Source organism: Achromobacter spanius, from assembly GCF_039673305.1.
GTDB classification, from domain to species: Bacteria; Pseudomonadota; Gammaproteobacteria; order Burkholderiales; family Burkholderiaceae_B; genus Achromobacter; species Achromobacter spanius_F.
This window is the reverse complement of record NZ_JBDJLJ010000047.1, coordinates 1-16,294: the sequence shown is the minus strand read 5'-3', so window position 1 is coordinate 16,294 and position 16,294 is coordinate 1. Positions and strand designations below refer to the sequence as shown.

15 protein-coding genes and 1 pseudogene are annotated in these 16,294 nt (G+C 63.9%); 8 read left to right on the top strand and 8 right to left on the bottom strand.

From position 1 onward, the window contains the following. Positions 1–219 precede the first annotated feature (219 nt). On the top strand, positions 220–2,520 hold the full coding sequence (locus ABE485_RS24650; protein ID WP_346517868.1) for an NADP-dependent malic enzyme: 2,301 nt from the start codon (positions 220–222) through the stop codon (positions 2,518–2,520). A gap of 137 nt (positions 2,521–2,657) precedes the next feature. Continuing rightward, entirely contained in the window at positions 2,658–3,110 is a 453-nt protein-coding gene (locus ABE485_RS24645) for a DUF2214 family protein (protein ID WP_346517867.1), read from the top strand. Between the two features lie 9 nt (positions 3,111–3,119). Here ABE485_RS24645 and ABE485_RS24640 read toward each other — a convergent pair whose 3' ends face one another. From ABE485_RS24640 to ABE485_RS24605, 8 genes are all read right to left on the bottom strand, one after another. After that, on the bottom strand, positions 3,120–4,232 hold the full coding sequence (locus ABE485_RS24640; RefSeq protein WP_346517866.1) for a hypothetical protein: 1,113 nt from the start codon (positions 4,230–4,232) through the stop codon (positions 3,120–3,122). An 81-nt stretch (positions 4,233–4,313) separates the two neighbouring features. Continuing rightward, complete coding sequence (locus tag ABE485_RS24635; protein WP_346517865.1) at positions 4,314–5,624, bottom strand: citrate synthase; 1,311 nt, start codon at positions 5,622–5,624, stop codon at positions 4,314–4,316. A 19-nt stretch (positions 5,625–5,643) separates the two neighbouring features. Beyond that, a complete protein-coding gene (locus tag ABE485_RS24630; protein ID WP_046802661.1) occupies positions 5,644–5,904 on the bottom strand; it encodes a succinate dehydrogenase assembly factor 2 in 261 nt (86 codons plus the stop codon). A 135-nt stretch (positions 5,905–6,039) separates the two neighbouring features. Beyond that, positions 6,040–6,756 carry a succinate dehydrogenase iron-sulfur subunit gene (locus ABE485_RS24625; protein ID WP_105237846.1) on the bottom strand — a complete coding sequence of 239 codons (717 nt, stop codon included), beginning with the start codon at positions 6,754–6,756 and terminating at the stop codon, positions 6,040–6,042. An 18-nt stretch (positions 6,757–6,774) separates the two neighbouring features. Next, complete coding sequence (sdhA, locus tag ABE485_RS24620; RefSeq protein ID WP_346517864.1) at positions 6,775–8,553, bottom strand: succinate dehydrogenase flavoprotein subunit; 1,779 nt, start codon at positions 8,551–8,553, stop codon at positions 6,775–6,777. 3 nt (positions 8,554–8,556) lie between these two features. Next, positions 8,557–8,940: a succinate dehydrogenase, hydrophobic membrane anchor protein gene (gene sdhD / locus ABE485_RS24615; RefSeq protein WP_008161843.1), complete on the bottom strand. Its 384-nt coding sequence runs from the start codon at positions 8,938–8,940 to the stop codon at positions 8,557–8,559. Then, positions 8,941–9,354 (bottom strand): succinate dehydrogenase, cytochrome b556 subunit, encoded by a 414-nt coding sequence (sdhC, locus tag ABE485_RS24610; RefSeq protein ID WP_008161845.1) that lies wholly within the window; start codon positions 9,352–9,354, stop codon positions 8,941–8,943. A 120-nt stretch (positions 9,355–9,474) separates the two neighbouring features. Then, positions 9,475–10,254: a GntR family transcriptional regulator gene (locus tag ABE485_RS24605; protein WP_346517863.1), complete on the bottom strand. Its 780-nt coding sequence runs from the start codon at positions 10,252–10,254 to the stop codon at positions 9,475–9,477. A 356-nt stretch (positions 10,255–10,610) separates the two neighbouring features. On the opposite strand from ABE485_RS24605, the gene ABE485_RS24600 reads away from it, so the two are divergent. From ABE485_RS24600 to ABE485_RS24575, 6 genes and pseudogenes are all read left to right on the top strand, one after another. Then, on the top strand, positions 10,611–11,600 hold the full coding sequence (locus tag ABE485_RS24600; RefSeq protein ID WP_013392305.1) for a malate dehydrogenase: 990 nt from the start codon (positions 10,611–10,613) through the stop codon (positions 11,598–11,600). Positions 11,601–11,784: 184 nt separating this feature from the next. Continuing rightward, entirely contained in the window at positions 11,785–12,675 is an 891-nt protein-coding gene (prpB, locus tag ABE485_RS24595; protein ID WP_076519442.1) for a methylisocitrate lyase, read from the top strand. A gap of 90 nt (positions 12,676–12,765) precedes the next feature. Further along, positions 12,766–13,959: a bifunctional 2-methylcitrate synthase/citrate synthase gene (gene prpC / locus ABE485_RS24590; RefSeq protein ID WP_346517862.1), complete on the top strand. Its 1,194-nt coding sequence runs from the start codon at positions 12,766–12,768 to the stop codon at positions 13,957–13,959. 57 nt (positions 13,960–14,016) lie between these two features. Beyond that, on the top strand, positions 14,017–15,468 hold the full coding sequence (locus ABE485_RS24585; RefSeq protein ID WP_346517861.1) for a bifunctional 2-methylcitrate dehydratase/aconitate hydratase: 1,452 nt from the start codon (positions 14,017–14,019) through the stop codon (positions 15,466–15,468). Positions 15,469–15,588: 120 nt separating this feature from the next. Then, positions 15,589–16,017 (top strand): CopD family protein, encoded by a 429-nt coding sequence (locus tag ABE485_RS24580; protein ID WP_346517860.1) that lies wholly within the window; start codon positions 15,589–15,591, stop codon positions 16,015–16,017. A gap of 33 nt (positions 16,018–16,050) precedes the next feature. Next, positions 16,051–16,294, top strand: a pseudogene (locus tag ABE485_RS24575) (DNA methyltransferase); the annotation flags it as partial.

Below are 16,294 nucleotides of genomic sequence, written 5' to 3'. Positions count from 1 at the left end.
CGGGGCATCAGCCGATGTGCCATCCGCTCTTCGGCTGACGCGGCGCACGCTTTTTTTGATCAAAAGCGAACGCTCGCTGCAGTGCAGCAACCAAGCGCCCGCGCTTTCTGGTGAAATACGGGTGTTCCCCAAGCATTTCGCAAAGAATACGGCGGGCCGCGAGCCCGCCTTTTGCATCCCTGTTTCTTTTTCAGTTAGCGCCTACCAGGCCCCGATCCCATGGACGAAACTCTCACCAAATTGGCGTTGGATTACCACGCCTATCCCACCCCCGGCAAAATCTCGGTCACCCCGACCAAGACCCTGGCCAACCAGGACGACCTGTCCCTGGCCTACTCCCCCGGCGTGGCTGCGGCTTGCATGGCCATTTTCGACCAGGGCGACGACGCGGCATCCAAGTACACCTCGCGTGGCAACCTGGTCGGCGTGATCACCAACGGCACCGCCGTGCTGGGTCTGGGCAACATCGGCCCCCTGGCCGCCAAGCCCGTGATGGAAGGCAAGGGTTGCCTCTTCAAGAAGTTCGCCGGCATCGACGTGTTCGACATCGAACTGGCCGAAAACGACCCGGACAAGCTGGTCGACATCATCGCCGCGCTCGAGCCCACGCTGGGCGGCGTCAACCTTGAAGACATCAAGGCGCCCGAATGCTTCTACATCGAGAAGAAGCTGCGCGAGCGCATGAAGATCCCCGTCTTCCACGACGACCAGCACGGCACCGCGATCATTTCGTCCGCCGCCATCCTGAACGGCCTGAAGGTCGTGAACAAGGACATCGGCTCGGTCAAGCTGGCCTGCTCGGGCGCCGGCGCCGCCGCCATCGCCTGCCTGGACCTGCTGGTGCACCTGGGCATCAAGCGCGAGAACATCTACGTGGTGGACTCGCGTGGCGTCATCTGGGACGGCCGCGATGAAAACATGGAAGCCAACAAGAAGCGCTACGCGCAGAAGACCGACGCGCGCACGCTGGCCGACGTGGTCAACGGCGCCGACGTGTTCCTGGGCTGCTCCACCGCCGGCGTGCTGACGGGCGACATGGTCAAGACCATGGCCGACCGCCCGCTGATCCTGGCCCTGGCCAACCCGGAACCCGAGATCCGCCCCGAAGTCGCCAAGGCCGCCCGCCCCGACTGCATCATCGCCACCGGCCGTTCGGACTACCCGAACCAGGTCAACAACGTGCTGTGCTTCCCCTTCATCTTCCGCGGCGCCATGGATGCCGGCGCCTCGCGCATCACCGAAGAGATGAAGCTGGCGTGCGTCAAGGCCATCGCCGACCTGGCCCAGGCCGAACAGAACGACGAAGTGGCCCGCGCCTACGCCGGCCAGGAACTGTCGTTCGGTCCGGACTACATCATTCCCAAGCCCTTCGACCCGCGCCTGATCGTCCAGATCGCCCCGGCCGTGGCCCAGGCCGCCGCCGACTCCGGCGTCGCCGCCCGCCCGATCGAAGACATCGAAGCCTACCGCCAGAAGCTCATGGGCTTCGTGTACCACTCCGGCCAGCTGATGCGTCCGCTGTTCGCCCAGGCCAAGAAGGCGCCCAAGCGCGTCATCTACGCCGACGGCGAAGACGAACGCGTCCTGCGCGCCGTGCAGACGGTGGCCGACGAAAAGCTGGCGTTCCCGATCCTGATCGGCCGTCCGGCCGTCATCGAGATGCGCATCCAGAAGGCGGGCCTGCGCCTCATCGCCGGCGAGCACTTCGAGATCGTGGATCCCGAAGACGACAGCCGCTTCAACGAAACCTGGAACGCGTATTACCAGCTGAAGGGCCGCGAAGGCGTCACGCCGGCCATCGCCAAGGCGATGATCCGCAAGCACAACACGCTGATCGGCGCGATGCTGCTGCACCGTGGCGATGCCGACGCGCTGCTGTGCGGCGTGGCCAGCAAGTACGACAACCAGCTCAAGTACATCGACGAAATCATCGGCAAGAAGGAAGGCCAGACGTACGCCGCCCTGAACGTGCTGATGCTGCCCGACCAGACGCTGTTCGTCACCGACACGCACGTCAACGAAAACCCCACGGCCGAGGAAGTCGCCAGCATCACCATCCAGGCCGCGGACGAAATGCTGCGTTTTGGCGTGGTGCCCAAGATCGCCCTGCTGTCGCACTCCAACTTCGGCAGCCGCGTCACGGAATCGTCGCGCAAGATGTCGGCCGCGCGCCAGATCGTGCAGGATCGCGCGCCTGACCTGGAAGTCGACGGCGAAATGCACGCCGACGCCGCCCTGTCGGAAAAGATCCGTGTCCTGGCCTACCCGGACAGCACGCTCAAGGGTCCGGCCAACCTGCTGGTCATGCCCAACCTGGACACCGGCAATATCACGTACAACATGCTGAAGATGACCGGCAGCAATGGCGTCGCGATGGGGCCGATCCTGCTGGGCGCAGCCCGCCCCGTGCACATCCTGACCACCAGCGCCACCGTGCGTCGCATCGTCAACATGACGGCCCTGGCCGTGGTGGATGCGCAGCAGGAAGCCGCGGAAGAAGCCAAGAAGCGCCGCCGCTGATCGCAGCGTCTCGCTGACAGACCACGGGCGCCCTGCGGGGCGCCCGTTTTTTTGCTATCAGGCCGCTTTGCTGTTGCCCTGGCCCGCTGACGCGCGGCGATGGTACAACCTAGCTTTTCCTTTGCTCTGGAGACGTCATGCTGGCCGATGCAATGTATGCCTGGTTCCACTACCTGGCCATCTTCGTACTGGTGGTGGTGCTGACCGCCGAAGCCGTGCTGCTGCGCCCCGACCTGACGGCCGCCAGCGTAAAGCGCCTGGTCATCTACGACCGCCTGTACGGGGTCAGCGCGATCCTGGTGCTGGTCACCGGCGTGCTGCGCCTGATGCTGGGCGCCAAAGGCGCGGCGTTCTACATGGGCAACCCCTGGTTCCACGCCAAGATCACGCTGTTCGTCGTCATCGCGCTCTGTTCGATTCCGCCCACGCTGACCTTCCTGCGCTGGGCCAAACAGTCTCGCCAGCAGCCGGGCTTCGTCCCCGCCCTGCCCGAGATCAAGCGGGCGCGGCGCTGGGTGATGATCGCGTCGCACCTGTTCATCTTCCTGCCGCTCTTCGCCGTGCTGATGGCGCGCGGCATCGGCTTCTAGCAGGGCCCGCTACGGACAGCGGGCGCGGGCCGGTGTTGTCGGTTGCTCGTCGTCGACGATGATGGTCGCGAAGCGGAACACGCCCGCCGCTTCGTTCTTCACGATATCGACGACCTGGCCCTGCAGCGTCTGCATCACGGACATGCCCTCGGGCACGTCCTCCAAGCCTGGCCGGCTGGCCGCCTGGCCGTTCCACGGACTGAAGACCAAAATGCCGGGGTACGGATCCCGCGCGTCGCCAGACCCGCGCCCTGCGGTCTTGAATTGCGTGCCGGGGGCGTAGCGCAGCCCGCCGAATTCCGTCGGGCACGCCAGTTCCGCATCGGTGACGCGCACCAGCTTGCGCGCGTCATCCAGGTAGATCCGCGGCTTGCTCAGGAACAACCCAAACACCTGTACGGCCGTGTCGTCCTTGATCTCGATCCACCAGCGGTCGGGATCGCGCGAGCCGTCGGTGTAGACGGTGCCGCTCGACCCACGCAGAACAGCGCCGCGCGCAATGGCCAGGCCCGCGGCCTGGTTGCCCTGCGCCAGGACGCATTGGGTCAACGTCTTCATGGCGCCATCGGGCTCCACATCGAACTCGATGTCCTGCCCGGCATCGCAACGCCACCCCTGAACCACCTGCTCGCCCGCCCCACGCAGGATCACCGTGCGCGGATGCCGGCCCAGGGTGACGTAGGTCTCCTTGTCGTACTCGGTGTCCAGGTAGCGCCGCGCTGACGTCGCCTCCACGCCCTGGATGTTCACCGCTTGCGGGAAGTCGGCTTCGACATAGGTGTCCAGTTTGCCTTCGTCCTGCAGCGTCAGGCGCGTGCCGGCGGGCATGGTCACGCCGCTCACCGCAGTCGCCTGCGCCAGCGTGACATTGCGCGCCGCCTCCCTGCGGCCGCTTTCTTTCTCGATCTGCCACATCACTGCCTGGACCCAGACATAGAAACTGAACGGCGCCGCGAGCACCAGGAGCAGCAAGGTGGAGGTCTTCCAGTACTTGCGCACCGTGCGGCGAGCGCTGCCGCTGATCGCCAGAACCACCGCCCAGCCCAGCAGCAGCAGGCCGGCAAAGAAGCCAACGGACAGAAAAATGAAAAAGCCGGCGGAAGGCAGTGCTATCGGAATCATGGGACGGATGATATCCGCAAAATCGCGGACGAAAAAAAACCGCCCGAAGGCGGTTTTTCCTGCTGAAGCGCGAACAGCGGATCAGCGCTTGTCCATCGGGGGCACGTCGCGCGTGACCGAACCGGTGAACAGCTGGCGCGGACGGCCGATCTTGTAATCGGGATCCGACAGCATTTCGTTCCACTGGGCGATCCAGCCCACCGTGCGGGCCAGCGCAAAGATGGCCGTGAACAGCGAGGTCGGGATGCCGATGGCGCGCTGGACGATACCCGAGTAGAAGTCCACGTTCGGGTACAGCTTGCGCTGCACGAAGTACGGATCCGACAGGGCGATGCGTTCCAGTTCCATGGCCAGCTTGAACAGCGGGTCATTTTCCAGGCCCAGGGCAGCCAGAACTTCCTTGCAGGTTTCCTGCATCAGCTTGGCGCGCGGGTCGTAGTTCTTGTAGACGCGGTGGCCAAAGCCCATCAGGCGCACGCCCGAGTTCTTGTCCTTGACCTTCTCCATGAACTCGCCGACCTTGGCGATGCCGCCATTGGCTTGCAGTTCTTCCAGCATCTGCAGGCAAGCTTCGTTGGCGCCGCCGTGAGCCGGGCCCCACAGGCAAGCCACGCCGGCCGAGATGGCGGCGAACGGGTTGGTGCCCGACGAACCGCACAGGCGCACGGTCGAGGTGGAGGCGTTTTGCTCGTGATCGGCGTGCAGGATGAAGATGCGGTCCAGCGCGCGCTCGACGACTTCATTGACCTCGTAGTCTTCGCACGGCGTGGCGAACATCATGCGCAGGAAGTTGCCCGTGTAGGACAGGTCATTCTGCGGATAGATGAACGGCTGGCCTTGCGAGTACTTGTACGCCATCGCGACCAGCGTCGGCATCTTGGCGATCAGGCGGATCGCCGAGATGTGGCGATGCTGCGGGTTCGTGATGTCGGTCGAGTCGTGATAGAACGCGGACAACGCGCCGACCAGGCCCGTCAGGACGGCCATCGGGTGCGCATCGCGGCGGAAGCCGCGCAGGAAGAAATGCAGTTGCTCGTTGACCATCGTGTGATGGGTCACTTGCGAGTCGAAATCGGCCTTCTGTTCCTGGTTCGGCAGTTCGCCGTTCAGGATCAGGTAGCAAATGTCCATGAAGTCGCAATTGACGGCCAGCTGCTCGATGGGGAAGCCGCGGTACAGCAGCTCGCCCTTGTCGCCGTCGATGTACGTGATGCCCGATTCGCAGGCAGCCGTGGACATGAAGCCGGGATCAAACGTGAACATGCCCGTCTGACCATACAGCTTGCGGATGTCGATCACATCCGGACCGACCGTGCCCTTGTAGACAGGGAACTCAATGGGTGCGCTGCCGTCCGAGAAGGACAGAGTGGCTTTTTTGTCAGACAGGTTCATGTTTATTCCTCTCAATTAATCAGAGCGCGCGCATCTGGCCAATAATGCCCCGAAGCCTGGGCGTGTCCAGTTCGCCTTCGAGTTCCTTACGAGCCAGCAGCAAATCGAGAAGATCGTTGTCTCCCATCTCGAAAAGCTGGGTCAATGCGGCCACATCATCATCGGTAAGTTCAGCCTCGTAAGCGTCCAGATACCGGGTGATGATCAAGTCGTTTTCGAGCAGGCCGCGGCGCGCCCGCCAACGCAGTCGCGCCCGCTCCAGTTCAGTTAGCCTGCTCATCGTGACACCTTAACGTAATGCCCCCACGCCGCACCCGCTACGCGGGCTTGCTGCCCCCCGAGGGGACATTTTTGCCTTGGGGCGGCCCGGCGGCAAAAGAGCTTTCGGGCCGATAATCAAAAAATCTACTTCAAACTAGACCGTGCGGCGGACCATCAGTTCCTTGATCTTGCCGATCGCCTTGGTCGGGTTCAGCCCCTTGGGACAGACGTCGACGCAATTCATGATGGTGTGGCAACGGAACAGGCGGTACGGATCTTCCAGGTTGTCCAGACGGTCGCCGGTAGCTTCGTCGCGGCTGTCGGCGATGAAGCGGTAGGCTTGCAGCAGGCCGGCCGGGCCGACGAACTTGTCCGGATTCCACCAGAACGACGGGCAGGAAGTGGAACAGCACGCGCACAGGATGCACTCGTACAGGCCATCGAGCTCTTCGCGCGCCTCGGGCGACTGCAGGCGCTCTTTCTCGGGCGGCGGCGTGTCGTTGATGAGGTACGGACGGATCGAGTGGTACTGGTTGAAGAAGTGCGTCATGTCCACGATCAGGTCGCGGATGACCGGCAGGCCAGGCAGCGGACGCAGGACGATGGGTTCCTTGAGTTCGCGCAGGTTGGTGGTGCAGGCCAGGCCGTTCTTGCCGTTGATGTTCATGGCGTCGGAACCGCACACGCCTTCACGGCACGAACGGCGCAGGGCCAGGCTGTCATCGACGTCGTTCTTGATGCGCACCAGCGCATCAAGCAGCATCTTGTCGGTGGGCTGGAGTTCGACGTCCAGCTTCTGCATGTAGGGACGCTCGTCCTTGTCCGGATCGTAGCGGTAGATTTCGAACTTGACGATTCTCTTGTTGCTCATAGTAGGCTCAATCCGGACTTAGAAGGTACGCGCCTTGGGCGGGAAGGACTCGACCGTCAGCGGCTTCATCTGAACAGGCTTGTAATCCAGGCGGCTGCCTTCGGAGTACCACAGCGTGTGCTTCAGCCAGTTCTCGTCGTCGCGGGTCGGGTGGTCGTCCAGTGCATGCGCGCCGCGGCTTTCGGTGCGGGCGGCGGCCGACTTGATGGTGGCGCGTGCCACTTCCGTCATGTTCGCCAGCTCCAGCGCCTCGACGCGGGCGGTGTTGAACACCTTGGACTTGTCCTTGAAGTAGATATTGTCGGCTTGCTTGGCCAGGTCTTCGATCTGGGTCACGCCTTCGTTCAGCAGTTCCAGCGTGCGGAACACGCCGCAGTGGCGCTGCATCGAGAAGCGGATGGCGTTGCCGATATCCTGCGTTTTTTCGCCCGAGGTGCGCGATTCCAGCTTGTTCACGCGGTCCAGCGAGAATTCGACCGCCTGCTTCGGCAGGTCCTGGTGCGCGTGCTGGCGCTCCGGGTGCGAATTCACGATGTGGTTGCCGGTGGCGCGGCCGAACACGATCAGGTCCAGCAGCGAGTTCGTGCCCAGGCGGTTCGCGCCGTGGACCGACACTGCGGCGCATTCGCCGATGGCGTACAGGCCGTTGACGATCTTGTTCTCGCCGTTTTCACGCGACAGCACCTGGCCGTGGTAGTTGGCCGGAATGCCGCCCATCTGGTAGTGGATGGTCGGAACGACGGGGATCGGTTCCTTGATCGGGTCCACGTTGCCGAACTTGATGGCGATTTCGCGGATCGAGGGCAGGCGCTTGTTGATGACGTCGGCGCCCAGGTGATCAAGCTTGAGGACCACGTAGCTGCCGTCGGGACCGCAGCCGCGACCTTCCTTGATTTCCTGGTCCATCGAGCGCGACACGAAGTCGCGCGGGGCCAGGTCCTTCAGCGTGGGCGCATAGCGCTCCATGAAGCGCTCGCCATCCTTGTTCAGCAGGATGCCGCCTTCGCCGCGCACGCCTTCCGTGATCAGCACGCCCGCGCCGGCCACGCCGGTCGGGTGGAACTGCCAGAATTCCATGTCCTGCAGCGGGATGCCCGCGCGGGCAGCCATGCCCAGGCCGTCGCCGGTGTTGATGAAGGCGTTGGTGGAAGCGGCCCAGATGCGGCCCGCGCCGCCGGTGGCCAGCACCGTGGTCTTGGCTTCCAGGATGTAGATTTCGCCCGTTTCCATTTCGAGGGCGGTCACGCCCACGACGTCGCCGGCTTCGTTGCGCAGCAGGTCCAGCGCCATCCATTCGACGAAGAACTGGGTGCGCGCGGCGACGTTGCGCTGGTACAGGGTGTGCAGCAGCGCGTGGCCGGTGCGGTCGGCGGCGGCACAGGCGCGCTGGACCGGCTTTTCGCCGAAGTTGGCGGTGTGGCCGCCGAACGGACGCTGATAGATCGTGCCGTCGGGGTTGCGGTCGAACGGCATGCCGAAGTGCTCGAGCTCGTACACGGCGTTCGGCGCTTCACGGCACATGAATTCGATGGCGTCCTGGTCGCCCAGCCAGTCCGAACCCTTGACGGTGTCGTACATGTGCCAGTACCAGTTGTCTTCGCTCATGTTGCCCAGCGAGGCGCTCACGCCCCCTTGAGCGGCAACGGTGTGCGAACGCGTGGGGAACACTTTGGAGAGCACCGCAACCGACAGGCCCGCTTGGGACAGTTGCAGCGAACAACGCATGCCGGCTCCGCCGGCGCCCACGACCACCACATCAAACTGGCGGCGCGGCAAGGATTTCAGGACAGAGACCACGGCTTAAATGCTCCAGAGGATTTGCGCGAAGTAAACGACCGAACCGACCAGCCAGAGGATCGTCAGCACTTGCATCAGCAGGCGCACGCCCACCGACTTGACGTAGTCCATCCAGATGTCGCGCACGCCAATCCAGGCATGCCAGGCCAGCGCAATGAATGCAAGGGTGGCCAGGATCTGGCCAACCGGAAGAACGCCCACGTAGAAGTTGAACAGCGCGGTCCAGTGCTCGTACGTGAAGGCCGGCATCATCAGGATGCCGATGAGCAGCACCAGCGTGTACACGGCCATGATGACGGCGGTGATGCGCTGGATGATGAAGTCCATGACGCCATAATGGGCGCCGACGACCAGGCGCTTGGGTCCGTAGTTTTTAGCGGCGGCCATTTACAGCACTCCGAACAGTTTGAGAGCAAACACCAGGGTCAGCGCGAGGCTGACGCCGAACACCACGCCGGCGCTCTTCTTGGCCGACAGCTTGTCGATGCCGATATGCAGATCCAGCAGCAGGTACCGGATCCCCGCACAGAAGTGATGCAGGTAGCCCCAGACCAGGACCAGGAAGACAAGCTTGACGATCGGATTGCCGGCGTACGCCGCCACGGCTGCGAACGTCTGGGGCGCGGCCACGCTGGCCGCGAACAACGGCAGGATGACCAAGGGAAGACAGAGGAACAGCAGCGCGCCGCTGACGCGGTGCAGAATGGACAGCTTGCCGGCCAGGGGCAGGCGGTAACTGGCAAGTTGCGCAATACCAATATTGCGAAACTGCGGACGTGGCTTGGCAGCGGTGTCGGACATGACGGCCTCGGTGTTTCGGAACTAGGGAATCGTTACGGCAAAAATGCCGGGCCCTTGCGGGCAAACACGGTATTTTCGCCCAGAGAATGGGTTGGTATCAAATCGTAGGTAAAAAGCTCATCAATTCAGACTATTGCGGTAGTGGTATCGATCGGTCAAGTACAACCCCCGGCGGATTTCCATGGGGCGGTCACCGTATGTGTAAGACACCCGGTCTACCTGCAACAACGGCGCTCCGGCGGCAACATTAAGCAGCGTACAGACTTCGGCCGGCGCGGCGACCGCGCGCAGCTTCTCGTCCGCGCGCACCATGCTGACGCCGAACTCGGATTCAAACAGGCCATAGAGCGGCGCCTTGTTGGCGGTCAGCAGCTCGAGGGTGAGGCCACGAAATATGGAGCCGGGCAGCCAGATGTCGTCCAGCACGGTGGGCGTCTGCCCCATGGACAGCAGGCGGCGGATCATCACGACGGTTTCGCCGGCCCGCAGGTCCAGCGCGCGCGCGATCTCGGCTGGGGCGCGCATGCGACGGCATTCCAGGATGCGGCTTTCCGCGCGGCCGGCCTCGCCCTCTTCGTCGGGGGCCAGGCGCAGGAAACGGTAGCGCACGCGGGCTTCGTGGTGGGTGGCGACAAAGGTGCCCTTGCCCTGGCGGCGCAGCAGCATGTGCTCGGCCGCCAGCTCATCGACCGCCTTGCGCACCGTGCCCTGGCTCACCTGGAAACGGGCGGCCAGATCGATTTCGCTGGGGATGAGCTCGCCGGGCTTCCATTCGCCGCGTTCGAGGCTTTGAACAAGCAGATCCTTGATCTGGCGGTAGAGCGGACTGAAAGCGGCCCCCTCGCCCGTGGGACGGGCGGCGCGAGTGCGTAAGGAGGTTTCGGGCCGGGGCTCTGCCATGGATCTTCTTGAAAGTGTCATGTTTATCCGGAGAAATGGGAAAGCCGCGCAAAGGATGCAATCCCATCCGTAATGCGCTGCTGCGGCCGGTCTTCTGGCTTGTTACAGGCGCACGGCCAAGCGGGGCCGCGGCGCATTCGAATAAACGCTCTATTGTGGCATATCGGGAGGCGAGCTGTCCAACGTCTTATGTCTTATATAAGATAGAAGAGCAATTGACGCATACGTTAATTCGATCTAGGATTCAAAGCTGCCCGCGCGACGCGCAGGGCGGCCGCGGCCGCGCTGATTCCCGCGCCCAACGATTACACTGATTGGTGAGATTTTTTCTCGCCAAACCATTACGGAGAACGTCCATGTCCAAGCCTGCCTTGCGTGTCGCCGTCACCGGCGCCGCCGGCCAAATCGGTTACGCACTGCTATTCCGCATCGCCTCGGGCGAAATGCTGGGTAAAGATCAACCCGTCATCCTGCAACTGCTGGAAATCCCCGACGAGAAAGCGCAAAAGGCCCTGAAGGGCGTCATCATGGAACTGGATGACTGCGCCTTCCCGCTGCTGCAGGAAGTCACCGCGCACAGCGACCCGCGCACCGCCTTCAAGGACGCCGACGTGGCCCTGCTGGTCGGCGCCCGCCCCCGTGGCCCCGGCATGGAACGCAAGGACCTGCTGTCGGTCAACGCCCAGATCTTCACGGCCCAGGGCAAGGCCCTGAACGACGTCGCCAGCCGCAACGTCAAGGTCCTGGTCGTCGGCAACCCCGCCAACACCAACGCCTACATCGCCATGAAGTCGGCGCCGGACCTGCCGGCCAAGAACTTCACCGCCATGCTGCGCCTGGACCACAACCGCGCCCTGTCGCAACTGGCCGCCAAGTCTGGCAAGGCCGTCGCCGACATCGAAAAGCTGGTCGTGTGGGGCAACCACTCGCCCACCATGTACCCCGACTACCGCTTCGCCACCGTCGGCGGCGAATCGCTCTCCAAGCTGATCAACGACGACGCCTGGAACCGCGACACGTTCATCCCCACCGTGGGCAAGCGCGGCGCCGCCATCATCGAAGCCCGTGGCCTGTCCTCGGCCGCTTCGGCCGCCAACGCCGCCATCGACCACGTCCGTGACTGGGTCCTGGGCAGCAACGGCAAGTGGGTCACGATGGGCATCCCGTCGGACGGCTCCTACGGCATCCCCGAAGGCATCATCTACGGCGTGCCGGTCACGACCGAAAACGGCGAATACAAGCGCATCGAAGGCCTGGAAATCGACGCCTTCTCGCGCGAGCGCCTGGACTTCACGCTGAAAGAGCTCCTCGAAGAGCGCGACGGCGTCAAGGACCTGCTGAAGTAAGCAGCTTGCAGTAAAAGGATTGGGCCCGTTCATGCGGGCCCAATCCTTAAGCAATGCCGGAAATACGCAAGACCGGACCATAAACCTGTCTCTTTGCCCGGGCGGAAGCGATTGTCGCGCAGGGGACAGATTTATTTTTCGGACCCACGCTAAGGTCGTGGGCTACCAAGAACAGGAGACAACCATGTCCAGACCCGAATCGCCCGGCGCCCTTTTCCGCCGCGCGCTCGCCGAAGAGCATCCGCTGCAGATCATCGGCGCCATCAATGCCAATCACGCCCTGCTGGCCAAGCGCGCCGGCTACCGCGCCATCTACCTGTCCGGCGGCGGCGTCGCGGCCGGCTCGCTGGGCCTGCCGGACCTGGGCATCAACACCATGGACGACGTCCTGACCGACGTGCGTCGCATCACCGACGTGTGCGATGTGCCGCTCCTGGTCGACATCGACACCGGTTTCGGGCCGTCGGCGTTCAACATCGCCCGCACCGTCAAGAGCCTGATCAAGTTCGGCGCGGCCGCCTGCCACATCGAAGACCAGGTCGGCGCCAAGCGCTGCGGCCACCGCCCCGGCAAGGAAATCGTCACGACCGAGGAAATGGCCGACCGCGTGAAGGCCGCGGCCGACGCCCGCACCGACAGCGACTTCTACCTGATCGCCCGCACGGACGCGATCGCCTCGCACGGCGTGGATGCCGCCATCGAACGCGCGCTGGCCTGCGTGGAAGCCGGCGCCGACGCGATCTTCGCCGAAGCCGCCTACGACCTGCCGACCTACGACCGCTTCGTCAAAGCGGTCAAGGTGCCGGTGCTGGCCAACATCACCGAATTCGGCAAGACGCCGCTGTTCTCGGTGGAAGAGCTAAAGAGCGTGGGCGTGGGCATGGTGCTCTACCCGCTGTCCGCCTTCCGCGCCATGAACAAGGCCGCCGAAGCCGTCTACACGGCCATCCGCCGCGACGGCCACCAGAAGAACGTGGTCGACCTGATGCAGACGCGCGAAGAACTGTACGACCGCATCGGTTACCACGAATTCGAATCCAGGCTGGACGCGCTCTTCCAGAAGGGCAAGGCCTGACCCCGGAACGTCCCGGCGGCGCCGCGGCAAACCCGCGGCATCGCCCGCCCCCCATTGCATCTTCCATCGCGTAAGGAAAGGAGTAGAGACATGAGCACGGCTCCCAAGAAGCAAGAAGCCAAATCGGACGCCAAGCCGGAAGAAAAGGCCGGTTTCAAGCCCAAGAAGTCGGTCGCGCTGTCCGGCGTGGTCGCGGGCAACACCGCGCTGTGTACCGTTGGCCGCAGCGGCAACGACCTGCACTACCGCGGCTACGACATCCTGGACATCGCCCATACCAGCGAATTCGAGGAAATCGCCCACTTGCTCGTCCATGGCAAGCTGCCCAACAAAGCCGAACTCAAGGCCTACAAGGAAAAGCTGCGCAGCCTGCGCGGCCTGCCCGCGCAGCTGCAGGTTGCCCTGGAAGCCCTGCCCGCCGCCAGCCACCCGATGGACGTGATGCGCACGGCCGTGTCGGTGCTGGGCTGCGTCCTGCCTGAAAAAGACGACCACAACACCCCGGGCGCGCGCGACATCGCCGATCGCCTGATGGCCAACCTGGGCTCCGCCCTGCTGTACTGGTACCACTTCAGCCACAACGGCCGTGTCATCGACGTCCAGACCGACGACGACAGCATCGGCGGCCATTTCCTGCATCTGTTGCACGGCGAAAAGCCCAGCGACGAATGGGTCAAGGCGATGCACATCTCCCTGAACCTGTACGCCGAACACGAATTCAACGCGTCCACGTTCACGGCGCGCGTCATCGCCGGCACGGGGTCGGACATGTTCTCGTCCATCTCCGGCGCCATCGGCGCGCTGCGCGGCCCCAAGCATGGCGGCGCCAACGAAGTCGCGTTCGAAGTCCAGAAGCGCTACGAGACGCCGGACGAGGCCGAGGCCGACATCCGCCGCCGCGTGGAAGCCAAGGAAGTCATCATCGGCTTCGGCCACCCGGTCTACACGGTCTCCGACCCGCGCAACAAGGTCATCAAGGAAGTGGCCAAGAAGCTGTCCAAGAAGGCCGGCACCACCAAAATGTTCGACATCGCCGAACGCCTGGAAACCGTCATGTGGGACGTCAAGAAGATGTTCCCCAACCTGGACTGGTTCTCGGCCGTCAGCTACCACATGATGGGCGTGCCCACCGCCATGTTCACCCCGCTGTTCGTCATTGCGCGCACGGCCGGCTGGTCCGCCCATATCATCGAGCAGCGCATCGACAACAAGATCATCCGTCCCACCGCCAACTACGTGGGCCCGGAAGACCAGAAGTTCGTGCCCATCGACAAGCGCAAGTAAGACGGGATCGAGGGCACGGCATGGCCACCTGTATTCACTCTCCAAAGAGGTACTGCTATGTCTGCCCCGATCTCGAACGTGCGTCCCGATCCCGACCAGGTCCTGGCCGATATCGCGGACTACGTCCTGACCTATGAAATCAGCAGCGATCTTGCGTACGAGACCGCACGCAACTGCTTGATCGACACGCTGGGCTGCGGCCTGGAAGCGCTGGAATATCCGGCGTGCAGAAAATTGCTGGGCCCGGTCGTGCCGGGCACCGTGGTGCCCAACGGCGCCAAGGTGCCCGGCACGCAGTTCCAGCTCGACCCGGTGCAGGCGGCCTTCAACATCGGCGCCATGATCCGCTGGCTGGACTTCAACGACACCTGGCTGGCGGCCGAATGGGGCCATCCCTCCGACAACCTGGGCGGCATCCTGGCCACGGCCGACTGGCTGTCGCGCACGGCGGTCGCCGCGGGCAAGCCACCGCTGACCATGCGCGACGTGCTGACCGGCATGGTCAAGGCGCACGAAATCCAGGGCTGCATCGCCCTGGAGAACTCCTTCAACAAGGTGGGCCTGGACCACGTGGTGCTGGTCAAGGTGGCGTCCACCGCCGTCGTCGCGCAGATGCTGGGCCTGTCGCGGGACGAAGTGATCAACGCCGTGTCGCTGGCCTGGGTCGACGGCCAGAGCCTGCGCACCTACCGCCATGCCCCCAACACCGGCAGCCGCAAGAGCTGGGCCGCCGGCGACGCCACCAGCCGCGCGGTGCGCCTGGCGCTCATCGCGGGGACTGGCGAAATGGGCTATCCGTCGGTGCTTACCGCCAAGACCTGGGGCTTCTACGACGTGCTCTTCAAGGGCCAGCCGTTCAAGTTCCAGCGCCCCTACGGCAGCTACGTGATGGAAAACGTGCTGTTCAAGATCTCGTTCCCCGCGGAATTCCATGCCCAGACGGCGGTGGAATGCGCCATGCAGATCCACGGCCAGCTCAAGGCGCTGAGCAAGAGCGCGGACGACATCAAGAAGATCACCATCCGCACCCATGAGGCGTGCATCCGCATCATCGACAAGAAGGGCCCGCTGGACAACCCCGCCGACCGCGACCACTGCATCCAGTACATGGTGGCCGTGCCGCTGCTGTTCGGCCGCCTCACCGCGGGCGACTATGAGGACGACGTCGCGCGGGACCCGCGGATCGACGCACTGCGCGACAAGATCGTCTGCGTCGAGGATCCTGCCTACACCAGCGACTATCACAACCCCGCCAAGCGTTCGATCGCCAACGCGCTGACCGTCGAATTCAAGGACGGCTCCGCGCTGGATGAAGTGGTCTGCGAATACCCCATCGGCCACAAGCGCCGCCGCGCCGACGGCATTCCGCTCCTGGAAGCCAAGTTCCGCACCAATCTGGCCCGCGTCTTTCCGGCGCGACAGCAGCAACGCATCCTGGGCGCCTCGCTGGACCAGAAGACGCTCGAAGCCATGCCGGTCCACGAATACGTGGATCTTTACGTGATCTGACGCGCGTCCGGATCCGCCGTGGTTTGAAGGGGCTCGCGCCCGTACGCGGGCGCCCTTTGCCGCGCCCGGACCAGGACGGCCCGCAGCTTACAATGCGGCTTTCCTCGATCGGATCGCGCCATGGCCATGCTCTGGGTCAAGACCTTCCATATTGTCTTCATCGCCTCCTGGTTTGCCGGATTGTTCTATTTGCCGCGCATTTTCGTGAATCTGGCACAGCAGTCGGACGGGGCCGTCCAGGCCACGCTGCTGGGCATGGCCCGCCGCCTGTACCGGTTCACCACCATCCTGGCCATCGTGGCGGTCGTGTTCGGCATGTGGCTGTACCTGGGCTACCGCATCGGCGTGGGACCGGGCAACGGCTGGATGCACGCCAAGCTCTTTTTCGTCCTGCTCGTCATCGGCTACCATCACGCCTGTGGCGTCATGCTGCGTAAATTCGAACAGGGCAAGAACACCCGTTCACACAAGTTCTATCGCTGGTTCAACGAAGTTCCCGTCTTGCTGCTCTTGGTGGTGGTGGCGCTGGTCGTCGTCAAACCCTTCTGATACCCCTACCTTTGCACATTCGCCAGGATTCGTATGTCCTCTGATGAACAGGGCCGTCCGCGCAAGACGCTGACGATCAAGAAAACGGCGCGCGACGCCCATGCCGAAGACGCGCCCAAGCGCACCCGCACCGGCGCCCGCGCGCGCCTGGTCGCCCAGATCGAGCGCACCCGGGAAAACGTCGAGCGCCAGAAGGATCCCGCCGGCTACCAGCGGCGCCAGGAAGAAGAAGCGCGCGGCGCGCGCAAACCCTCCTCCGGCGACCGCGGCGCAAACG

What these genes read in the sequence shown, in the direction of transcription:
- ABE485_RS24605 (WP_346517863.1), bottom strand. Translation starts at nt 10,254, where the DNA reads ATGGCAGAGCCCCGGCCCGAAACCTCCTTACGCACTCGCGCCGCCCGT.
- ABE485_RS24580 (WP_346517860.1), top strand. Translation starts at nt 15,589, where the DNA reads ATGGCCATGCTCTGGGTCAAGACCTTCCATATTGTCTTCATCGCCTCC.
- ABE485_RS24650 (WP_346517868.1), top strand. Translation starts at nt 220, where the DNA reads ATGGACGAAACTCTCACCAAATTGGCGTTGGATTACCACGCCTATCCC.
- ABE485_RS24625 (WP_105237846.1), bottom strand. Translation starts at nt 6,756, where the DNA reads ATGAGCAACAAGAGAATCGTCAAGTTCGAAATCTACCGCTACGATCCG.
- prpB (WP_076519442.1), top strand. Translation starts at nt 11,785, where the DNA reads ATGTCCAGACCCGAATCGCCCGGCGCCCTTTTCCGCCGCGCGCTCGCC.
- ABE485_RS24645 (WP_346517867.1), top strand. Translation starts at nt 2,658, where the DNA reads ATGCTGGCCGATGCAATGTATGCCTGGTTCCACTACCTGGCCATCTTC.
- sdhC (WP_008161845.1), bottom strand. Translation starts at nt 9,354, where the DNA reads ATGTCCGACACCGCTGCCAAGCCACGTCCGCAGTTTCGCAATATTGGT.
- sdhD (WP_008161843.1), bottom strand. Translation starts at nt 8,940, where the DNA reads ATGGCCGCCGCTAAAAACTACGGACCCAAGCGCCTGGTCGTCGGCGCC.
- ABE485_RS24600 (WP_013392305.1), top strand. Translation starts at nt 10,611, where the DNA reads ATGTCCAAGCCTGCCTTGCGTGTCGCCGTCACCGGCGCCGCCGGCCAA.
- prpC (WP_346517862.1), top strand. Translation starts at nt 12,766, where the DNA reads ATGAGCACGGCTCCCAAGAAGCAAGAAGCCAAATCGGACGCCAAGCCG.
- ABE485_RS24630 (WP_046802661.1), bottom strand. Translation starts at nt 5,904, where the DNA reads ATGAGCAGGCTAACTGAACTGGAGCGGGCGCGACTGCGTTGGCGGGCG.
- ABE485_RS24640 (WP_346517866.1), bottom strand. Translation starts at nt 4,232, where the DNA reads ATGATTCCGATAGCACTGCCTTCCGCCGGCTTTTTCATTTTTCTGTCC.
- ABE485_RS24635 (WP_346517865.1), bottom strand. Translation starts at nt 5,624, where the DNA reads ATGAACCTGTCTGACAAAAAAGCCACTCTGTCCTTCTCGGACGGCAGC.
- ABE485_RS24585 (WP_346517861.1), top strand. Translation starts at nt 14,017, where the DNA reads ATGTCTGCCCCGATCTCGAACGTGCGTCCCGATCCCGACCAGGTCCTG.